This is a genomic window from Gordonia sp. SID5947, from assembly GCF_009862785.1.
Taxonomy (GTDB): Bacteria; Actinomycetota; Actinomycetes; order Mycobacteriales; family Mycobacteriaceae; genus Gordonia.
The window spans coordinates 2,640,195-2,657,252 of record NZ_WWHU01000001.1 but is presented as its reverse complement, the minus strand read 5'-3'; the positions used below and the strand labels follow the sequence as shown (position 1 = coordinate 2,657,252).

The 17,058-nt window shown below is 66.5% G+C and carries 16 protein-coding genes; 8 read left to right on the top strand and 8 right to left on the bottom strand.

Going from position 1 to position 17,058, the window contains the following annotated elements:
• Positions 1–175: 175 nt before the first annotated feature.
• Positions 176–1,561 (top strand): dihydrolipoyl dehydrogenase, encoded by a 1,386-nt coding sequence (gene lpdA, locus GTV32_RS12345; protein WP_161060565.1) that lies wholly within the window; start codon positions 176–178, stop codon positions 1,559–1,561.
• A 50-nt stretch (positions 1,562–1,611) separates the two neighbouring features.
• Positions 1,612–2,490, top strand: a complete 879-nt coding sequence (locus GTV32_RS12340; RefSeq protein WP_161060564.1) for a 3-methyladenine DNA glycosylase — start codon at positions 1,612–1,614, stop codon at positions 2,488–2,490.
• On the opposite strand, the gene GTV32_RS12335 is transcribed toward GTV32_RS12340, so the two are convergent.
• Together GTV32_RS12335 and GTV32_RS12330 are read right to left on the bottom strand one after the other, a co-directional pair.
• Positions 2,475–3,143: a class I SAM-dependent methyltransferase gene (locus GTV32_RS12335; protein ID WP_161060563.1), complete on the bottom strand. Its 669-nt coding sequence runs from the start codon at positions 3,141–3,143 to the stop codon at positions 2,475–2,477. The two genes, GTV32_RS12340 and GTV32_RS12335, sit on opposite strands and share 16 nt — an antisense overlap.
• 28 nt (positions 3,144–3,171) lie before the next feature.
• Positions 3,172–3,738: a carboxymuconolactone decarboxylase family protein gene (locus tag GTV32_RS12330; protein WP_161060562.1), complete on the bottom strand. Its 567-nt coding sequence runs from the start codon at positions 3,736–3,738 to the stop codon at positions 3,172–3,174.
• Positions 3,739–3,763: 25 nt separating this feature from the next.
• Between GTV32_RS12330 and GTV32_RS12325 the strand changes: the two genes are divergently transcribed.
• Entirely contained in the window at positions 3,764–4,231 is a 468-nt protein-coding gene (locus GTV32_RS12325; protein WP_161060561.1) for a MaoC family dehydratase, read from the top strand.
• Between the two features lie 22 nt (positions 4,232–4,253).
• Here the strand turns inward: GTV32_RS12325 and GTV32_RS12320 are convergent, their stop codons facing one another.
• The 3 genes from GTV32_RS12320 to ramB form a co-directional block, all read right to left on the bottom strand.
• Entirely contained in the window at positions 4,254–5,657 is a 1,404-nt protein-coding gene (locus GTV32_RS12320) for a lipase family protein (protein WP_161060560.1), read from the bottom strand.
• Positions 5,658–5,819: 162 nt separating this feature from the next.
• Entirely contained in the window at positions 5,820–7,259 is a 1,440-nt protein-coding gene (locus GTV32_RS12315) for a lipase family protein (RefSeq protein ID WP_237421533.1), read from the bottom strand.
• Positions 7,260–7,417: 158 nt separating this feature from the next.
• On the bottom strand, positions 7,418–8,836 hold the full coding sequence (gene ramB, locus GTV32_RS12310) for an acetate metabolism transcriptional regulator RamB (protein ID WP_161060559.1): 1,419 nt from the start codon (positions 8,834–8,836) through the stop codon (positions 7,418–7,420).
• Between the two features lie 99 nt (positions 8,837–8,935).
• Between ramB and GTV32_RS12305 the strand changes: the two genes are divergently transcribed.
• The 4 genes from GTV32_RS12305 (at position 8,936) to GTV32_RS12290 (ending at position 13,462) form a co-directional block, all read left to right on the top strand.
• A complete protein-coding gene (locus GTV32_RS12305; protein WP_161060558.1) occupies positions 8,936–9,700 on the top strand; it encodes a hypothetical protein in 765 nt (254 codons plus the stop codon).
• A 390-nt stretch (positions 9,701–10,090) separates the two neighbouring features.
• On the top strand, positions 10,091–11,386 hold the full coding sequence (aceA, locus tag GTV32_RS12300; protein WP_161060557.1) for an isocitrate lyase: 1,296 nt from the start codon (positions 10,091–10,093) through the stop codon (positions 11,384–11,386).
• A gap of 148 nt (positions 11,387–11,534) precedes the next feature.
• Complete coding sequence (locus GTV32_RS12295) at positions 11,535–12,407, top strand: 3-hydroxybutyryl-CoA dehydrogenase (protein WP_161060556.1); 873 nt, start codon at positions 11,535–11,537, stop codon at positions 12,405–12,407.
• Between the two features lie 329 nt (positions 12,408–12,736).
• A complete protein-coding gene (locus GTV32_RS12290) occupies positions 12,737–13,462 on the top strand; it encodes a heparin-binding hemagglutinin (protein ID WP_161060555.1) in 726 nt (241 codons plus the stop codon).
• A 91-nt stretch (positions 13,463–13,553) separates the two neighbouring features.
• Here GTV32_RS12290 and GTV32_RS12285 read toward each other — a convergent pair whose 3' ends face one another.
• Entirely contained in the window at positions 13,554–14,081 is a 528-nt protein-coding gene (locus GTV32_RS12285) for a helix-turn-helix domain-containing protein (protein ID WP_161060554.1), read from the bottom strand.
• Positions 14,082–14,149: 68 nt separating this feature from the next.
• Here GTV32_RS12285 and GTV32_RS12280 point away from each other — a divergent pair, with 68 nt between their 5' ends.
• Entirely contained in the window at positions 14,150–15,349 is a 1,200-nt protein-coding gene (locus tag GTV32_RS12280; RefSeq protein WP_161060553.1) for a benzoate/H(+) symporter BenE family transporter, read from the top strand.
• A 59-nt stretch (positions 15,350–15,408) separates the two neighbouring features.
• Here the strand turns inward: GTV32_RS12280 and GTV32_RS12275 are convergent, their stop codons facing one another.
• Both GTV32_RS12275 and GTV32_RS12270 read right to left on the bottom strand, forming a co-directional pair.
• A complete protein-coding gene (locus GTV32_RS12275; protein ID WP_161060552.1) occupies positions 15,409–16,218 on the bottom strand; it encodes an SDR family NAD(P)-dependent oxidoreductase in 810 nt (269 codons plus the stop codon).
• Positions 16,215–17,018, bottom strand: a complete 804-nt coding sequence (locus GTV32_RS12270) for a TetR/AcrR family transcriptional regulator (RefSeq protein ID WP_202421767.1) — start codon at positions 17,016–17,018, stop codon at positions 16,215–16,217. The genes GTV32_RS12275 and GTV32_RS12270 overlap by 4 nt, the downstream gene beginning before the upstream one ends.
• Positions 17,019–17,058: the final 40 nt, after the last annotated feature.

Below are 17,058 nucleotides of genomic sequence, written 5' to 3'. Positions count from 1 at the left end.
GTGCCCCTCGGCGCTATGCTCACGCGGTTGTCGCGGGCTGACGCGGGCCGTCGACGACTCGCGTGACCCGACGGGGCCCGCGCCTGCGGTCTCGACCCGCGTCATCCGGCAGAAGTTACTACTCGGTATGGGGACGCCCTGCGGCCGCGACATGGTGCGACGTAGGCTGGCAGACGTGTCTGAACACTTCCAAACAGTTGTCCTGGGTGCTGGTCCAGGTGGGTACGTGGCCGCGATCCGGTCTGCCCAGCTGGGCATGAAAACCGCCGTCATCGAAGAGAAGTACTGGGGCGGCGTCTGCCTCAACGTCGGATGTATCCCGTCCAAGGCGCTCCTGCGCAACGCCGAGCTGGCCCACATCTTCAACCATCAGGCGAAGACCTTCGGCATGACCGGCGACGTCTCGTTCGACTTCGGTGCGGCCTTCGACCGCAGCCGCAAGGTGTCCGACGGCATCGTCAAGGGCGTCCACTTCCTGATGAAGAAGAACAAGATCACCGAGATCGACGGTTACGGGAAGTTCAAGGACGCGAAGACCATCGTCGTCGGCGATCGGGAGATCACCTTCGACAACGTCATCATCAACACCGGCTCCACGGTGAAGCTGCTGCCGGGCGTCGAGCTGTCCGACAATGTCGTGACCTACGAGACGCAGATCCTCACCCGCGAGCTGCCGAAGTCGATCGTGATCGTCGGTGCGGGCGCCATCGGCATGGAGTTCGGCTATGTGCTCGCCAACTACGGCGTAGACGTCACCATCGTCGAGTTCCTCGACCGCGTGCTGCCCAACGAGGACGCAGATGCGTCCAAGGCCATCGCCAAGGAGTACAAGAAGCTCGGCGTCAAGGTGCTGACCTCCACCAAGGTCCAGTCCGTCAAGGACAACGGCGACAGCGTCACCGTGAGCTACAAGGACGCCAAGGACAACGACGGCGAGATCACCGTCGACAAGGTGCTGATGTCGGTCGGATTCGCACCGCGCGTCGAGGGATTCGGCCTCGAGAACACCGGCGTCGAGCTGACCGACCGTGGCGCCATCGCCATCGACGACTTCATGCGCACCAACGTCGACAACATCTATGCCATCGGCGATGTCACGGCGAAGCTGATGCTCGCGCACGTCGCGGAGGCCCAGGGTGTGGTGGCCGCCGAGGCGATGGCCGGCGCCGAGACGATGACGCTCGGCGACTACCGGTTCATGCCGCGTGCCACCTTCTGCCAGCCGCAGGTCGCGTCGTTCGGTCTCACCGAGGCGCAGGCCAAGGACGAGGGCTACAACGTCAAGGCGACGACGTTCCCCTTCAGCGCCAACGGCAAGGCCCAGGGGCTCGGCGAGACGGCAGGCTTCGCGAAGCTGCTCACCAACGCCGACACCGACGAACTGCTCGGCGGACACCTCGTCGGCGACAACGTCTCCGAGATGCTCCCCGAGATGACGCTGGCCCACAAGTGGGACCTGACCGCCAAGGAACTGGCCCGCAACGTGCACACCCATCCGACCCTGTCGGAAGCACTCCAGGAGACCTTCCACGGCGCGATCGGGCACATGATCAACCTGTGAATGTCGATTCGTAGCAATAATCCGCGGCAGGCGCGGATTATTGCTACGGAATGGCCATGAAGCAGCGGCAATGGACGCCGACGTTCCCCCTCGACATCCGCGCGACCGTCGGGATGCTCCGGCGCGGAACGGGTGACCCCGCCTTCACCTATGGGCGGGACGGGTCGGTGTGGCGGGCGGTGCACACGCCGGACGGGCCGGGCACCCTGGCGATCCGCTCCGACGGCTCCACCGTCACCGGCCGATCGTGGGGCGCGGGCGCCGATTGGCTGCTCGAGCAGATGCCCGACCTGCTCGGCGCACAAGACGACCCGAGCGCGCTCGTCGTGCGCGACGAGGTGGTCGGACAACTCGTCCGACGGTCCGAGGGCCTACGCATCGGACGTACCGACCGGGTCTGGGAGGCGCTGGTACCGGCCATCCTCGAACAGAAGGTCGTCGGCACCGAGGCGTGGCGGGCGTGGCGATATCTGTTGCGCCGCTATGGTGAACAGGCTCCCGGGCCGGTGCCGGACACCATGCGGGTGCCGCCCGCCCAGCCGATGTGGGCGCAGATCCCCAATTGGGAATGGCATCGCAGCGGGATCGAGCCGGTACGAATGCGCACCATCCGCGGAGCGACCTCGATGGACGTCGAACGCCACCCCGACCGTCTCCGGCTGCTGCGAGGCGTGGGCCGGTGGACCGAGGCGGAGACCCGCGCGCGGGCGGTCGGCGACACCGATGTGGTCAATGTGGGCGACTATCACATCCCGGCGCTGGTGGGACAGACCCTGATCGGCCGGCCCGTCGACGACGACGGCATGCTCGAACTGCTCGAACCCTATGCGGGGCAACGTCAGCGAATCATCCGGATGATCGAGCTGAACGGATCCCGGCGTGAGCGGCGCGGACCGAGGATGTCGGTGCGGGACTACCGGGACTTCTGATCCGCCTCACGCGGGTCCGGCTTGACCGCGAGCACGTACTGTCCCTGGCCCGTGATGGTCTGCTCCACATGCTCGGCCCCGGCCGCGTGGAGCCGCTCGACGATCTCATGTCTGCCGAAGATCCGATAGCCCGACATCCCCGCGACCTCGCGGACGCCGGGCAGCGAGGTGAGGTCGGTCTGCACCGACGTGAAGATCACCACCTCGCCACCGGGGCGCGTCACGCGCAACAACTCGTCGACGACGGGCAGCGGATCCGGGATCAGGTAGAGCGCCGCCAGACAGGTGACGGTGTCGAAGCTGTTGTCGGCAAACGGGATCGAGTGTGCGTCGGCGCGGATGTAGCTCGTGCGGTCGGTGGCGTTGGTACGGGCCGCCTTTGCCAGCATCGACGGGGAGAAGTCGATGCCGATGCTCCGGCCGTCGCCGCTGAGGCCGTCGGCGAAACGACGTGTGTAATTGCCCGGGCCGCAGGCGACATCGAGGATGCGCCGGTCGCCGGGCCGCGCCAGGTACGCAGAGAGTGCGGTGTCGAAATCTGCGGTTCCCGATCCTCCGAGACTGAACAGCCGGGTGAAGACCGGCCGCCAGAGTTGTTCGTACACATGCGAGAACACTGGGTTGCGCATCAGCTGCTGCGCAATCGAATCCATGTCGTCTCAGCCCCCGGGGTGGTGTGGTTCAGACGCGGGTGTCCCGCTGCACCCGCAGCGTGCCGATGGTCGTCGCGAGCATGTCGTACTGTCCGACCAGCAGGACGAACGCGATCAGCTTGCCGTCGTCGAGATGTCGACGCAGGGCGGTCCACGTCTCGTCGCTGATGTCCTTGGCGGTGACGAGTTCGTCGGTTGCCTGCAGCAGCGCCCGTTCGCGATCGCCCCAGCCGGCCTGGGGTCCTTCCAGCACGCGGTCGAAGATCTCACCCTTGACACCCGCACGAGCGCCCAGCCGTCGGTGGTGATCGAGCTCGTAGTCGCAATCGCGTAGATGCGCGACCCGGATGATGATCATCTCGGATTCCTTGCGCGACAAGGCGCCGAACGGCATCAGTCGTCCACCGAAGTGCAGCCAGGCACGGAACAGGCCCTTCGCCCGGCCAAGGGTGGAGAAGATGCGCGCGTTGTCGACACCGATCACCCGGGCCGCCCCGCGGGCGAACATCCAGTTGATCGGTCCGAGTTCGCGGAACCCGCCGGGCGCGACGCGAGGTGTGGTGGAGTCGCCCGGCGCGACGTGCGGAGTGCCCATGACGCCACGGTAGACTACCGAGACTATGACGAGCACCACACAGCGAACGTTCACCAGTGTCGAGGAAATGAAGGCTGCGATCGGGGAGGATCTGGGGTCCGGCGAGTGGATGGAGATCACTCAGGACCGCGTCGATGCCTTCGCCGAGGCGACCGGCGACCATCAGTGGATTCACGTCGATCCGGAACGCGCGAAGGACGGCCCGTTCGGTGCCACCATCGCGCACGGGTACCTGACGCTGTCGCTGCTGCCGGTGCTGGCCGGTGGCATCTTCACGGTCGAGGGACCCAAACTCGTCATCAACTACGGCGCCAACAAGGTGCGCTTTCCCAACCCGGTGAAGGTTGGCTCACGCATCCGTTCGAACGCCGTGATCACCTCCGTCGACGAGACGCCCGCGGGTGTGAACATGGTGGTCAAGAACACGATCGAGATCGAGGGCGTCGAGAAGCCGGCGTGCGTCGCGGAGAACGTCCGCGTCCTCGTCTACTGACCTCGTCGGCAGGCGATACCGGTCATCGGCGCGGACACTGACTGACCGGCCGGTGACCGGACAACCGCTCGTCGAGCCAGTGCATCGCGTCGCGGAAACCGACGAACACGGTCGTCATGTGCTCTCCGGGGTACTCGCGGTAGCTCGCGTTGGCACCGAGGCGGCACTGTTCGGCGAAGAGCCCGCGGGCCTGACTCGCGGGAATCCACCATTCCTGCGCGCCGTGATAGATGTAGATCGGCATGGGGGCCTTGTCACCATTCATCGCGGTGATGTCGAAGATGCGTTCGGCGACCGGCGATCGGAACGGGTCCGGATCGGTGGACAGGATCTGCGTCGGAGCGAAGGTGAAGCCGAAGTAGCCCATCGTGCCGGTGCACAGGTTCTTCATCATGTCGTTCGTGGCCAGCTGTCGAGCCAGGTTGTTGGCCATCGGCAACAGTTCGGGACGCTCGCGCGCGATCCCGAGGATGGCCGCGTGGAAGACGCCTGAGGCGAGGTTGGCGTTCATCGCTCCGGCGAGCGTCCGATAGTCGGCGGGTACCCCGCCCATCGCGGCGCCGACGAAACGATGCGTCAGTTCAGGTGCATACGACGACATCAGCTTCGCCGTCGCGTTGGTGGCGATCGCCCCGCCCGAGTAGCCGAGCATCGCGATGGGACCCGTGCCGAAGTTCTCCCGATCGAAGGATGCCGCGGCGCGAACCGAGTCCAGGACGACGTGCGCCGCGACATACGGTTCCGCGTAGGCCATCCTGGCCCCGGTGTGATCCGGCACGATGACGGCATAGCCCCGGGCCAGGGACTCCTGCGTGGTCTCGGGGCGCAGATCGGTGTTGTTCGTGTCGCCGCTCTTGCCGTGGGCGAAGGTGTAACCCGTGGTGCACCGCGTTCCGAGCGCGACGATCGGCGGATTGTTCACCACCACCGGGCGAGACCCGGGGCCCTTCCACGGCGTCGGCGGCACGAAAAGGGTGGCGGTGGCGAACAGCGGACGGTCCTGGGCGTCGACGGTGCGGAACTTGATCTGGCGCGCGTAACCGACACGGACCTCCAGAAGCGGTGCCGCGACCTTCGCGACCGAACGACTCCGGAGGATCTCGCCCGGCCGGTGTCGGGCGAGATCCTCCGGCCAGAGGTCGAAGAAGTCGTCACCGGTCGGTGACGGCATGATCGCCTCTCGTAACTCCTGGAGTTCGCGGGTGGCGCCGGGGGTCTGCGCGCGCAAGGGGATACGTGTCAGGCTCGGGATCGTCGGCGCCGGGACGCTGTCCTCGATCTCGCTGGGTATCTGGGCGGGCAGGGGCGAGAGGTTCGGCGGGTCTGCGGCCGCGGTGGCCGCCGTCGCGCAGGCGACCGTGACCGCCACCATCGTGCCCATCAGGGCACGTCGCGCGTATCGGCCCCACGCGTTGATCGCCGGCATCACTCACTCCTCATACTGCTGCGGGCGATTCGGGATCGGCTGGCAGTGGTCGCCACCTCGCACCCCATTCGCTTTCTCTGACCAGATCTTCGAGAAGTCTAGAGTGCGTCCCCGACACGTGCGCGCAGAACCCGAACTCGGGTCCGTTTGTCGGTCGTCAGGTCAGCGTGGCCCGCGCACCCGCGGGCATTCGTCGCCTGCCGGGATGCCGCGCAGGCGACGGTCGAGCCACTCGACGGCGCCGGGGAAGCCCAGGACGGCGGCGCTGACGTGCTCGCCGAAGACCTCGCGATACGCGGCGTGGGCGCCGAGTCGGCATTGTTCGCGATACAGGTTCCGGGCGCCCACCGCGGGGATCCACCACTCCTGGGTGCCGTGATAAATGTACAGGGGCACAGCAGATTTACGGTCGGCCATCTTGGTGACCCGGTAGATGTGCTCGGCGACCGGTGAGTGGAACGGGTCCGGGTCGTTGGAGAGCAGCTGCATCGGCCAGAACGTCTGTCCGGCGAGCGCCGCCGGGATCGTGCACACGTTCTTCAGTGGCGAGGTGGCCAGCCATTGTGCGAAATCGTTTGCCATCGGCAGGATCTCGGTCCGCTCGCGCGCGATACCGAATGTCGCGGCGTGGAAGAGCCCGGTGGCGAGATTGGCGTTCATGCTGCCGACCAGGATGCGGAAATCGGCAGGCACCCCACCGAGAGCGGCGCCGACGACGCGCCCGATCAGTTCCGGGGCGTAGCCGGCGAGGAGCTTTGTCGCGCCGTTGGTGGCGATGGCCCCACCCGAGTAGCCGGCCATCGCGACGCGGGAGGCCCCGAAGGCGTGGCGATCGAGGTTGCCGACGGCGCGGATGGCGTCGAGCACCACGTGGCCCGCGACGACGGGTTCCGCATATGCCATCCGCGGACCCTGGTGGTCGGGGATGAGCACGGCATATCCATGCGAGAGTGCCAGCTGGGTGGTCGGCGGGATCAGGTCGGTCACATTGGTCGCTATCGAAAAGCCATGCGCCAGAGTGTATCCAGGGTCGCATGCGGTACCGAGTGAATCGATCGGCAGATTGTTGACCAGAATCGGGCGGGCGGCGGTGGTACGTGGTGCCCGTGGCTCCAAGATGGTCGCCGTGCCGAACGACGGTGCGCCGTTGGCGTCGGTGCTCCGGAACTTGATCAACGTGGCGAACCGAATAGGGGCGGTCACGACCGGCGCGGCCGTCGCGGTGACGTCGCGGGTGGCGATGATCTGTCCCGGCGACATGGCCGCGAGGCTCGTCGGCCAACGGTCGAACAACGGGTCCCCGGTCGGCGACGGCAGCGCCGCCTCCCGCAACTCGAGCGTGCGGTGGTCGAAACCCTTGGCCTGCGCGCGCATCGGGATTCGGCCGAGTCGTGGGAACGGTGGGGGTGGGAGTGCGCCGTTGATCGCATGCGGCACCTGCGAGGGGACGGGCAACATGTTCGGTGGTTCGGCGCCGGCCGCGGCGGTGCCGATCACCGGGGCGACGAGAGCGGTGGTCGCGGTGAGGACGACGACCGCGCCGAGGGTGACTACGCCACTCCGGAATCGAAGGGCCGCAAGGTATGAGCGTTTCCGCTTCATGGCGTACTCCCTCTCGGGTGTGAGGGGAATCCCCGTTGACCTCCTCACTGGCCGAAGCGTACGACCGCGTCCGAGTCGTTTGACTGGGACGCGCGACCGACATGTGTAACCGTGACTGAAATGTGACCGCTATCACACCAAGGGGTCTGGTTTGATGGTCAGTTCGTCATATAAGGGGACACCGTGCTGCGGTGTTCATCGATGTGCAGGGTGGCTCCGAGTGCCGGGAACGCGCGCTGCGCACAGTTCTGGCGCTCGCAGACTCGGCAACCCGCGCCGATCGGCGTGATCTGCGCCTGTGGACCGATCTCCAGTCCGTCGGAGTAGATGACCCGGCCCGCGTGGCGGAGTTCGCAGCCGAGTCCGATGGCGAAGGTCTTGCCGGGCTGTCCATATCGGGCAGCGCGCCGTTCGACGGTACGTGCGACCCAGAAGTAGTCACGGCCGTCGGGCATCTCGGCGATCTGGGTGAGGATCTTGCCCGGTGATCCGAAGGTCTCGTAGACATTCCAGAGCGGGCAGGTGCCGCCGCTGGAAGAGAAGTGGAATCCGGTGGCGGACTGTCGTTTCGACATGTTCCCGGCGCGGTCGACGCGTACGAACGACCACGGGATGCCGCGCAGGTTGGGTCGCTGCAGTGTCGAGAGTCGGTGGCAGATCGTCTCGTAGGAAACCGAGTAGAACGCCGACAATCTCTCGATGTCGTACCGGAAGTCCTCGGCGGCACCGTGGAATTGGCTGTAGGGGAGAACGGCCGCGGCGGCGAAGTAGTTGGCCAGCCCGAGCAGAGCAAGCGAACGCGCCTCGTCACTGGTGAAGTTGCCGTCGTCGACCAGCCGGTCGAGCAGGTCCCCGTATTCGAGGTAACCGAGTTCCGCGGCAAGTTTCATCGTCCGCTGTCCGGCGGACAACGCGGCGGAGAACTCGAGCCGGCGTGTCTCCGGATCGAATCGGTGCAGCGTGTAGTCGCCGAGATCGACTCGGCGGATGATGCTGACGCCGTGCACGTTCTCGAGGCGGTTGGCGATCTCTCGCCGGATGTCGGCCGAATGCATCCGCATCCGCACCGTCATCTCCTCGGCCGCCACGTCGAGCTCATGAATGTAGTTGCGGCGCTGATAGAAGTAGTCGCGCACCTCTTCGTGCGGAGCGGTGATGGAACCCCGCATGCTCCGATCGCCCCGTTCGTCGGTGGCGGCCGCCAGTTGATCGGTGGCGATGCGATAGCGCTGATGCAGGTTGACCATCGCCTGTGCGATCTCGGGATGTGTGGCGACCAGGGAACTGATGGCGTGCGCCTCGGTCGCCGACGGTGCGGCCTCGACGTCGTCGTCGAGAAGGACCTCACGCAGCTCGGCGACCAGCCGGACACTGTCCTGGGAGTCGAAGAACTCCTCGTCGACGCCGAAGACCTCGGTGATCTTCGACAGCACCGGCACGGTCAGCGGCCGCGCGTCGTGTTCGATCTGGTTCAGGTACGAGGGCGAGATGGCCAGGGATTGTGCGAGCGCGACCTGGGAGAGCCCCCGCTCGGACCGGAGCTGACGCAGCCGCGAACCGACGTAGGTCTTGGTCATGGCAACCTCCTGCCGGGCGCGTGCGGGTGCGTGGATGCGGGCGCCGCGGCGTGGTGGGCGCCGCTCCGCTCGCCTGCATGTTCAGGGTACGGTGACCGCGTGCGTCTCCCGGTCCAGTGCCATCGGTCGGCTTCGGCGATCATCACGGCCACAGCAGTGCTGGCGGTTGTCGCCGGATGTGGCGGCTCCGATCCGGAGGCCGGGTCGAATGCCTCGGCGGTTCCGGCGGATCTGCTCATGGCGCCGGGGGAGCTGCCTGCCGGCTTCACGCCGACCCAGTTGTCGGTCACCGACCTCGTCGCGGGGAACCGGGGCCCGATCGCGGCGGCGGCGAAGGCTGCGGTGACACCGCCGGAATGTCGTCCGACCGCTGATGCCGACCTGAATCCGCAACTGGACGCCGCGAACTCGGCGGTGCTCGCGGCGCGTGGTGAGAAGGGGTCCCTGGTCGAACTGGTCTCGACCGTCCGTCGTGACATCGAGGCCGACATCCGCGCGACGACCGGCATATGCGCGACCACCACCACCGTGATCGGGAGCGGCAACCTGCGTGGTGCCCGGATCGTCACCCGGTACACCGAGGTCCCGCCGCCGTCTTCGGAAGACGACGGAACGGTGCAACAGTCGTCGACCATGCGATCGACGGTCACGACAACCCTGACCGATGGTGCGGTGAGCACCCAGATCGGCTTCGCGGGATATGCGATCGTCACCGGTCCCGGCGGGGCGCCCGTCACCGTCCAGCTCACCGTTGCCGGCGAGGCGACGCCGGCCACCAAGCCGCCGGCCCCGGCGACGCAACCGATGACAGATGCGGAGTTCGCGGCGTCATTCGGTGATGCGGTTTCGGCTGCCACGCGCTGAAACCCACCTCGCGCAGGTGTGAACGCCCTCACAGATCCAGCCTGCGCTCGACTCGTCCGCGCCCACCCGGCGACCAACCGTCGTGGACGGCGGGTGCAAGTCCTTGCCGACAAAAACGCAGTACGCGCGTACTTTTTGGCAAAGGCGAGGCTCGTGTTCACATGATCAGCTTCGCAAAATTTGCAAAAGCTCGCCAAAAGCTTGCCCGATTTTGCACACGAAAGGGATTGGACCTGCACGTTTGTTCTGTGGCACCCTTGTCACAGGCACCACCGGACAGCGTTGATTTGTTCGCACAATTTGCGGCTGAGCAACGTGACACGGGCACTGTCTCTCAGCACCGGCCCGGGCGCCACCGGGTCGCAGCAGGACAACGAAAGCGAAGTAGGCATGAGCAACGTCGGAAAGCCACGTACCGCCGCGGAGATCCAGCAGGACTGGGACACCAACCCGCGTTGGAAGGGCGTCACGCGCGATTACACCGCCGAGCAGGTCGCACAGCTCCAGGGCTCGGTCGTCGAGGAGCAGACCCTCGCCCGCCGCGGCGCCGAGATCCTCTGGGAGGGTGTCAACGCCGGAGACGGCAGCTACATCAACGCGCTCGGCGCGCTGACCGGTAACCAGGCCGTCCAGCAGGTTCGCGCCGGCCTGAAGGCCGTGTACCTGTCCGGTTGGCAGGTCGCCGGTGATGCGAACCTGTCGGGCCACACCTACCCCGACCAGTCGCTGTACCCCGCGAACTCGGTGCCGTCGGTCGTCCGTCGCATCAACAACGCGCTGCTGCGTGCCGACGAGATCGCCCGCGTCGAGGGTGACGACTCGGTGGACAACTGGGTCGTGCCGATCGTGGCCGACGGCGAGGCCGGCTTCGGTGGCGCCCTCAACGTCTACGAGCTGCAGAAGGCCATGATCGCCGCGGGTGCCGCCGGTACCCACTGGGAGGATCAGCTCGCCTCGGAGAAGAAGTGCGGCCACCTCGGTGGCAAGGTGCTGATCCCCACCCAGCAGCACGTCCGCACGCTGAACTCGGCACGTCTCGCCGCCGACGTCGCGGGTGTCCCGACCGTGGTCATCGCGCGCACCGACGCCGAGGCCGCCACCCTGATCACCTCCGACGTCGACGACCGCGACAAGCAGTTCGTGACCGGTGAGCGCACCGCCGAGGGCTACTACCACGTGAAGAACGGCATCGAGCCGTGCATCGCCCGTGCGAAGTCCTACGCGCCGTACGCCGACATGATCTGGATGGAGACCGGCACCCCGGACCTCGAGCTGGCCCGCAAGTTCGCGGAGTCGGTCAAGGCGGAGTTCCCCGACCAGCTGCTCTCGTACAACTGCAGCCCGTCGTTCAACTGGAGCAAGCACCTCGACGACAGCACCATCGCCAAGTTCCAGAACGAGCTCGGCGCCATGGGCTTCACCTTCCAGTTCATCACGCTGGCCGGCTTCCACTCGCTCAACTACGGCATGTTCGACCTTGCCTACGGTTACGCCCGCGAGCAGATGACCGCGTTCGTCGACCTGCAGAACCGTGAGTTCAAGGCCGCCGACGAGCGTGGCTTCACCGCAGTCAAGCACCAGCGTGAGGTCGGCGCAGGCTACTTCGACAACATCGCCACCACCGTCGACCCGACCAGCTCCACCACCGCGCTGAAGGGTTCGACCGAAGAGGGCCAGTTCCACTGAGAACTGATTCAGCGGCCTGACAGTCGTTGCCTGACAAGACATCCGGGGTGGGCAGGGTGATCCTCTGCCCACCCCGGGTTCGTCGGTATCCGGGCCGGATCGACAAAGACTTTTCAGCACAGAATTCTTCAGATTCGAGGAGCCGACAATGGCCAGCCAGAAGATCTCTCGCGTCGGCGTGATCGGCGCCGGTCAGATGGGTGGTGGCATCGCCGAGGTGTGTGCCCGCGCGCACGCCGACGTCCTCGTCTACGAGTCCACGCGGGAGCTGGCCGCCGCCGGCCGCACCCGAATCCTGCGGTCGCTCGATCGCGGCGTGTCCAGCGGCAAACTGACCGAGCGTGAGCGCGAGCAGGCTGCCTGGCGTCTCCGATTCACCTCGGACCTCGGAGACTTCGCCGATCGACAGCTGGTCTGCGAGGCGGTCGTCGAGGACGAGGCCGTCAAGACCGAGATCTTCACACAGCTCGACAAGGTCGTCACCGATCCCGAAGCGGTGCTGGCGTCCAACACGTCGTCGATCCCGATCATGAAGCTGGGCATGGCAACCGCGAATGCCCACCGTGTGATCGGTATGCACTTCTTCAATCCGGTGCCGGTGCTCCCGCTGGTCGAGCTCGTCACCACGCTGATGACCACGCCGGAGGTCACCGAACGTGCCGAGGCGTTCGCCCACGACATCCTGGGCAAGCAGGTGGTCCGGTCGGCGGATCGCTCCGGTTTCGTCGTCAACGCGCTCCTCGTGCCATACCTGCTCTCGTCGATCCGCATGGTGGAGAGCGGTTTCGCGACCGTCGAGGACATCGACAAGGCGATGGTGCTCGGGTGTGCCCACCCCATGGGTCCGCTGAAGCTCACCGACCTCGTCGGCCTCGACACGGTGAAGGCCATCGCGGACAAGATGTACGAGGAGTTCAAGGAGCCGCTCTACTCGCCGCCGCCGCTACTGCTGCGCATGGTGGAGGCCGGTCGCCTCGGCAAGAAGTCCGGCCACGGCTTCTACCAATACGAAACCAAATAACCTCCCTCTCCCTCCCCACCCTCACCCGCAGCCGCGACGGTTCCCGTCATCCGCGACCCCGAATACCCGTCGCGGATGACGGAAACCGTCGCGGCTGCGGGTTGGGGTGATGCGGGGAAGGGGTGATGTGGGCCACCAGTGCTAGCAGGATGCTTGCATTTGCTAGCAGATCGTGGATACTGGTTGTCGGAACCAAATGAATGGCCCGACGCGCCATCGAATTCACGGCGCGGTCGAACGATCCGAGACCGTTGATTGTTCGATATCTTCTGTGCCACAGCGTATTTGGTGACCACACAATCTGAACCACAATTGATGGAGGAGTCGCTGTGAGTGAATCGACACGCACGCTGGCCAACCCGATCTACGCTGCCGTCGGAGCAGGCGACTACGTCGTCACGCAGTTCAACGGCATCATCTCGCAGCTGCGCGAGCGCACCGAGTCGGCATCGGAGAGCGCTCAGGCGCGCTTCGAAGAGACCCGAGGCACTGCTCAGGCGCGTTTCGAGGAGACCAAGAACCGGATCAACGCGCTGCCCGAGGACGTGCCCGCCGGCATCGAGGAACTGCGCGGCAAGATCAGCTCGGAGGAGCTGCGCAAGACTGCCGAGGGTTACCTCGAGTCCGCCACGGACTTCTACAACTCTCTCGCCGAGCGTGGCGAGGAGACCGTCGAGCGTCTGCGCCAGCAGCCTGTCGTGCAGGAGAACCTCGACCGCGCAGGCAAGGTCTACAGCGATGCAGTGGACCTGACCGAGGACACCCTCGGCGTCGTGTCGTCGCAGACCCGCGTTGTCGGTGAGCGTGCCGCCAAGCTGGCCGGCCGCGTGAGCAACCGGGTCGAGGACGTCGCGGCCGACATCGAAGGCGCGGGACAGGCCATCAAGTCCGGAACTGCCGATGCGGCCGACGAGATCGGCGGCGCCGCAGGGACTGTCGAGGCCAAGGGTCGTACGGCCAACGCCTCGCCGGCGAAGAAGGTCGCCGCTGCGAAGAAGGCACCGGCCAAGAAGGCCCCCGCCAAGAAGGCACCGGCCAAGAAGGCCACCAACTGATCTGAGGGCGTCGCGCACTCATCGACTTCGGTCCCGCTCACCCTGCCGGGTGGGCGGGACCGAAGCGTATGGGACGAGTTGGTCGGCCGGTTCAGGGCGGCGGCGAGTGGATGGTCAGCAGGGCCGTGGCGCCATGTGTGCTGCGGTAGGTGTGCTCGACGTCGCTGGTCCACTGCAATGTTTCCCCTGGCCCCGCATGCAGCTCGCCACCTGCGCGTCCGGCCTCGAGTTCGCCGGTCACCACATGGACGTTCTCGGTGACCCCCGGGCCGTGAGCCGGGGAGGTGCGGACGCCTCCGGGTAGGACACGAAGCCAGACCACCTCGGTGGTCGCGCCGTCCGGGTGGTGCTCGACGTGCAGGATCTGAGCGTGCAGGAACTCGCCGCTGCCCTCGGTCCCGGCATCTTCGCCGAGGAGTGCGGTCAGCGGGACGCCGAGTGGTCCGGCCACCGCATAGAGTGTGTCGAGGGTTGGATTACGTTGTCCCGCTTCGATCTCAGACAGTGAGCCCTTGCCGATCGCGGCGCGCCGGGCGAGTTCGGACAGGGAGAACCCACGGTCGGTGCGCAGGGCGGCGATACGACTCCCGACGGCTTGTCGGCGCTGTTCGATGGTCACTGTCCTGGATTCTCCCACCTGAGCGGCCAACGTTCTGTTTACAGAACGATTGAGGTAGCCTCACTCCGGTGACCATCACAGCACAACCCGGATTGCAGCAGCCGATCGTCGCAGGCATCGTCACTGCCCTCGTCGGGTTCACGTCGTCGTTCGCGGTGGTCACGGCCGGATTGCGTGCTGTCGGTGCATCGGACGTGCAGGCGGCGTCGGGACTCTTGGCTCTGACGGTTGTCTTCGGTGTCGGGATCATCGTGCTCAGCGTGCGGACCCGCGCGCCCATCACGCTTGCCTGGTCGACCCCGGGCGCGGCGATGCTGGTCAGCATGGGTGCGTCGTACGAAGCGGGGTGGCAGGCCGCCGTCGGTGCGTTCCTCGTCGTCGGGGTGTTGATCCTGGTGACCGGGCTGGTGCCGGCATTGGGAGACCTGATCTCCCGTATACCGACACCGATCGCGCAGGCCATGCTCGCCGGCGTGCTGCTGACGCTTTGTCTCGCGCCGATGCATTCGCTGGTGGACGCCCCCGCGCTGGCCATACCCGTACTGGCGGTCTGGCTGGTCGCGACGCGATGGCTGACCCGCTGGGCGCTGCCGCTCGCACTGGTGACCGCACTGGTGGTGATCGGCATCCACCTCGCGGTCGACGGTGGGGACGGATTGAGCTCGGCGAACTGGTTTCCCACCTTGTCGGTCACGGTCCCGTCCTTCGACGTGGCAGCGATCATCGGTATCGCGGTGCCGCTGTTCATCGTGACCATGGCGTCGCAGAACATCCCGGGCGTCGCGGTCCTCAACTCCTTCGGCTACGTGACGCCATGGCGGGCCGCCATGTCCGTCACAGGGGTCGGCACGCTCGTCGCGGCGCCTTTCGGTGGACACGCCATCAACCTTGCCGCGCTGTCGGCGGCGCTGGCCGCAGGGGAGGAGGCCGGGCCCGATCGTGGACGGCGCTGGGTGGCCGGTGTGTCGGCCGGGGTCACGTACCTCGTACTGGCCGGATTGTCGGGCGTCCTGGTGACGATCGCGACCCTCGCACCCGGTGGACTCGTGGAAGCGGTTGCCGGACTGGCACTTCTGGGAACATTCGCCAGCGCGATCGTCGGCGCGTTCACGGCGGTGCAGACGCGTGTGCCCGCCACCCTGACCTTTGTCGCCGCCGCGTCCGGGGTCACCTTCTTCGGGATCGGGGGTGCGTTCTGGGGGCTCGTGATCGGGTTGGTCGCGTATGGGGTGTTACGGGCCGGTCGGTCGAACACAGATGCGGCGTGAGTGGGGGCTCACGACAACAACTGTCGCGACGGCCCGCTCACGCCGCATCTGTGTACGTCTCAGCCGACAGACTCGGCCGGTTCGGCGGTCGGCGGGAAAAGGGGGCCGCCGCCGAATGCGGCCCGATGCGAGTCGGGTGGTGTGCCGTCGTTGTTGGTCAGGCCGTATCGGGCGCCGAGTTCGGCGGTCACCAATGTCTGCCCGTTGCGGTCGGGCAGGCCGGGATCACTTGCCAGAGCGTCGATCACACGCCCCACGAACTCCGGATCCTCGGCGCGCCGCAACGAGAACCCGGCGAACTCGTCCACCCCGAGGGAGAGCAGGAGTTCGGTTCTGATCAGACCGAGCCACAGGGACACCGCGGTGACGCCGGTCCCTGAGAGTTCGTGGCCCATGTCGAAAGACATCTTGTCGAGGGCCGACTTGCTCATCCCGTACAGCACCGAATGCAGGTGCCCGCGCGAACCGAAGGACGAGATGGAGGCGATCAGTCCGCTGCCCCGCGCCACCATCATCCGGGCCGCATGGACGGACGCGACGTAGTGCGCGCGGAGTCCGACGTCGATCAGGGTGTCCCAGTCGTCGACGGGACGTTCCCAGAACCGGTCGGAGAATCCGCCGAAACCGCGCGGGGCGGCCCAGGCGTTGTTGACGAGCAGGTCGAGTCCTTCGGTGTCGCGCTCGATGTCGGCGAAGACTCCGGCGACCGCTTCGTCGTCGGTGTGGTCGCAGGTCAACGCGATGGTCCCGTCCGGTCCGGTCCCGTGCCGCGACGTCACGTACACGGTCCAGCCTGCCGCCACCAGCGCCGAGGCCACACCCTGTCCGACCCCGCGGCTGCCTCCGGTGACCAGTGCGGTTCGGCTCATTTGTCCTCGATTCCGTTGTCGATGGCAGGGGAGACAGGCGGCTCCGGAAGGGGCGGTGGCGCCGCGACGAAGGCTTCCCGAGATCCGTTGACCGCGGCGATGCCGACGATGGAACTCCACGACAGCATCGTCAGGTAGTCGATCAGGTCGCCGACCGGGATGGAGCGTTCGGTCATCCACCAGTCGACCGCCCGCTGGATCGCACCCACCAGGGCGTTGGACCACACCTCGGCGCCCGAGGTGTCGGCATCGCGCTCGGTCATCCGCAACATGAGGGCGGCGGTCATCAGCTGCGCGACGAGCTTCTCCGAGTCGGCGGTGGCCGCCGACGACGGCGGGCTCGTCAATGCGAACTTGTAGAGATTCGGTTCGTCGGCGACTGCGTTCACGTAGACGCCGATGGCGGTCCGGGTGAGCGTGTACTCGTCGACGTCGTCGGTGATCGCCTCGGTCAGGCGCGGCAGCAACATCGTCTCGAAGAAACGCACCGCGGTGGCCACGCCGAGATCACTCTTGTCGGTGAAGTACCGGTAGAGAACGGTTTTGGAGACACCGATGTGCGCGGCGATCTCGTCCATCCCGACCTCGGCGCCGAGCGTGCGTACCGCGTCGATGGTGCCGTCGGTCAGTTCGGTGCGTCGTGCCGCCTTGTGCTTCTCCCAGCGTTGCCTGCGGCCGTCGGGCTTGGCCACGCCCTCGGTGACGGTGCTGATCAGTGCGTGCTCGAGGCCCCGGGTCACATTCGTGGCGGCGGCCACTGCGGCACGGGCGGCCGCGGCTGGACTGGGGCGATTGGCCATCACCTGGCTAGCGTAGTGGGTCGCGGGTAAAACTGGTCCA

Coding starts and splice junctions, on each gene's coding strand:
- GTV32_RS12340 (WP_161060564.1), top strand. CDS start 1,612: ATGGCCATGAAGCAGCGGCAATGGACGCCGACGTTCCCCCTCGACATC.
- GTV32_RS12335 (WP_161060563.1), bottom strand. CDS start 3,143: ATGGATTCGATTGCGCAGCAGCTGATGCGCAACCCAGTGTTCTCGCAT.
- GTV32_RS12330 (WP_161060562.1), bottom strand. CDS start 3,738: ATGGGCACTCCGCACGTCGCGCCGGGCGACTCCACCACACCTCGCGTC.
- GTV32_RS12325 (WP_161060561.1), top strand. CDS start 3,764: ATGACGAGCACCACACAGCGAACGTTCACCAGTGTCGAGGAAATGAAG.
- GTV32_RS12320 (WP_161060560.1), bottom strand. CDS start 5,657: ATGCCGGCGATCAACGCGTGGGGCCGATACGCGCGACGTGCCCTGATG.
- GTV32_RS12315 (WP_237421533.1), bottom strand. CDS start 7,259: ATGAAGCGGAAACGCTCATACCTTGCGGCCCTTCGATTCCGGAGTGGC.
- ramB (WP_161060559.1), bottom strand. CDS start 8,836: ATGACCAAGACCTACGTCGGTTCGCGGCTGCGTCAGCTCCGGTCCGAG.
- aceA (WP_161060557.1), top strand. CDS start 10,091: ATGAGCAACGTCGGAAAGCCACGTACCGCCGCGGAGATCCAGCAGGAC.
- GTV32_RS12295 (WP_161060556.1), top strand. CDS start 11,535: ATGGCCAGCCAGAAGATCTCTCGCGTCGGCGTGATCGGCGCCGGTCAG.
- GTV32_RS12275 (WP_161060552.1), bottom strand. CDS start 16,218: ATGAGCCGAACCGCACTGGTCACCGGAGGCAGCCGCGGGGTCGGACAG.
- GTV32_RS12270 (WP_202421767.1), bottom strand. CDS start 17,018: ATGGCCAATCGCCCCAGTCCAGCCGCGGCCGCCCGTGCCGCAGTGGCC.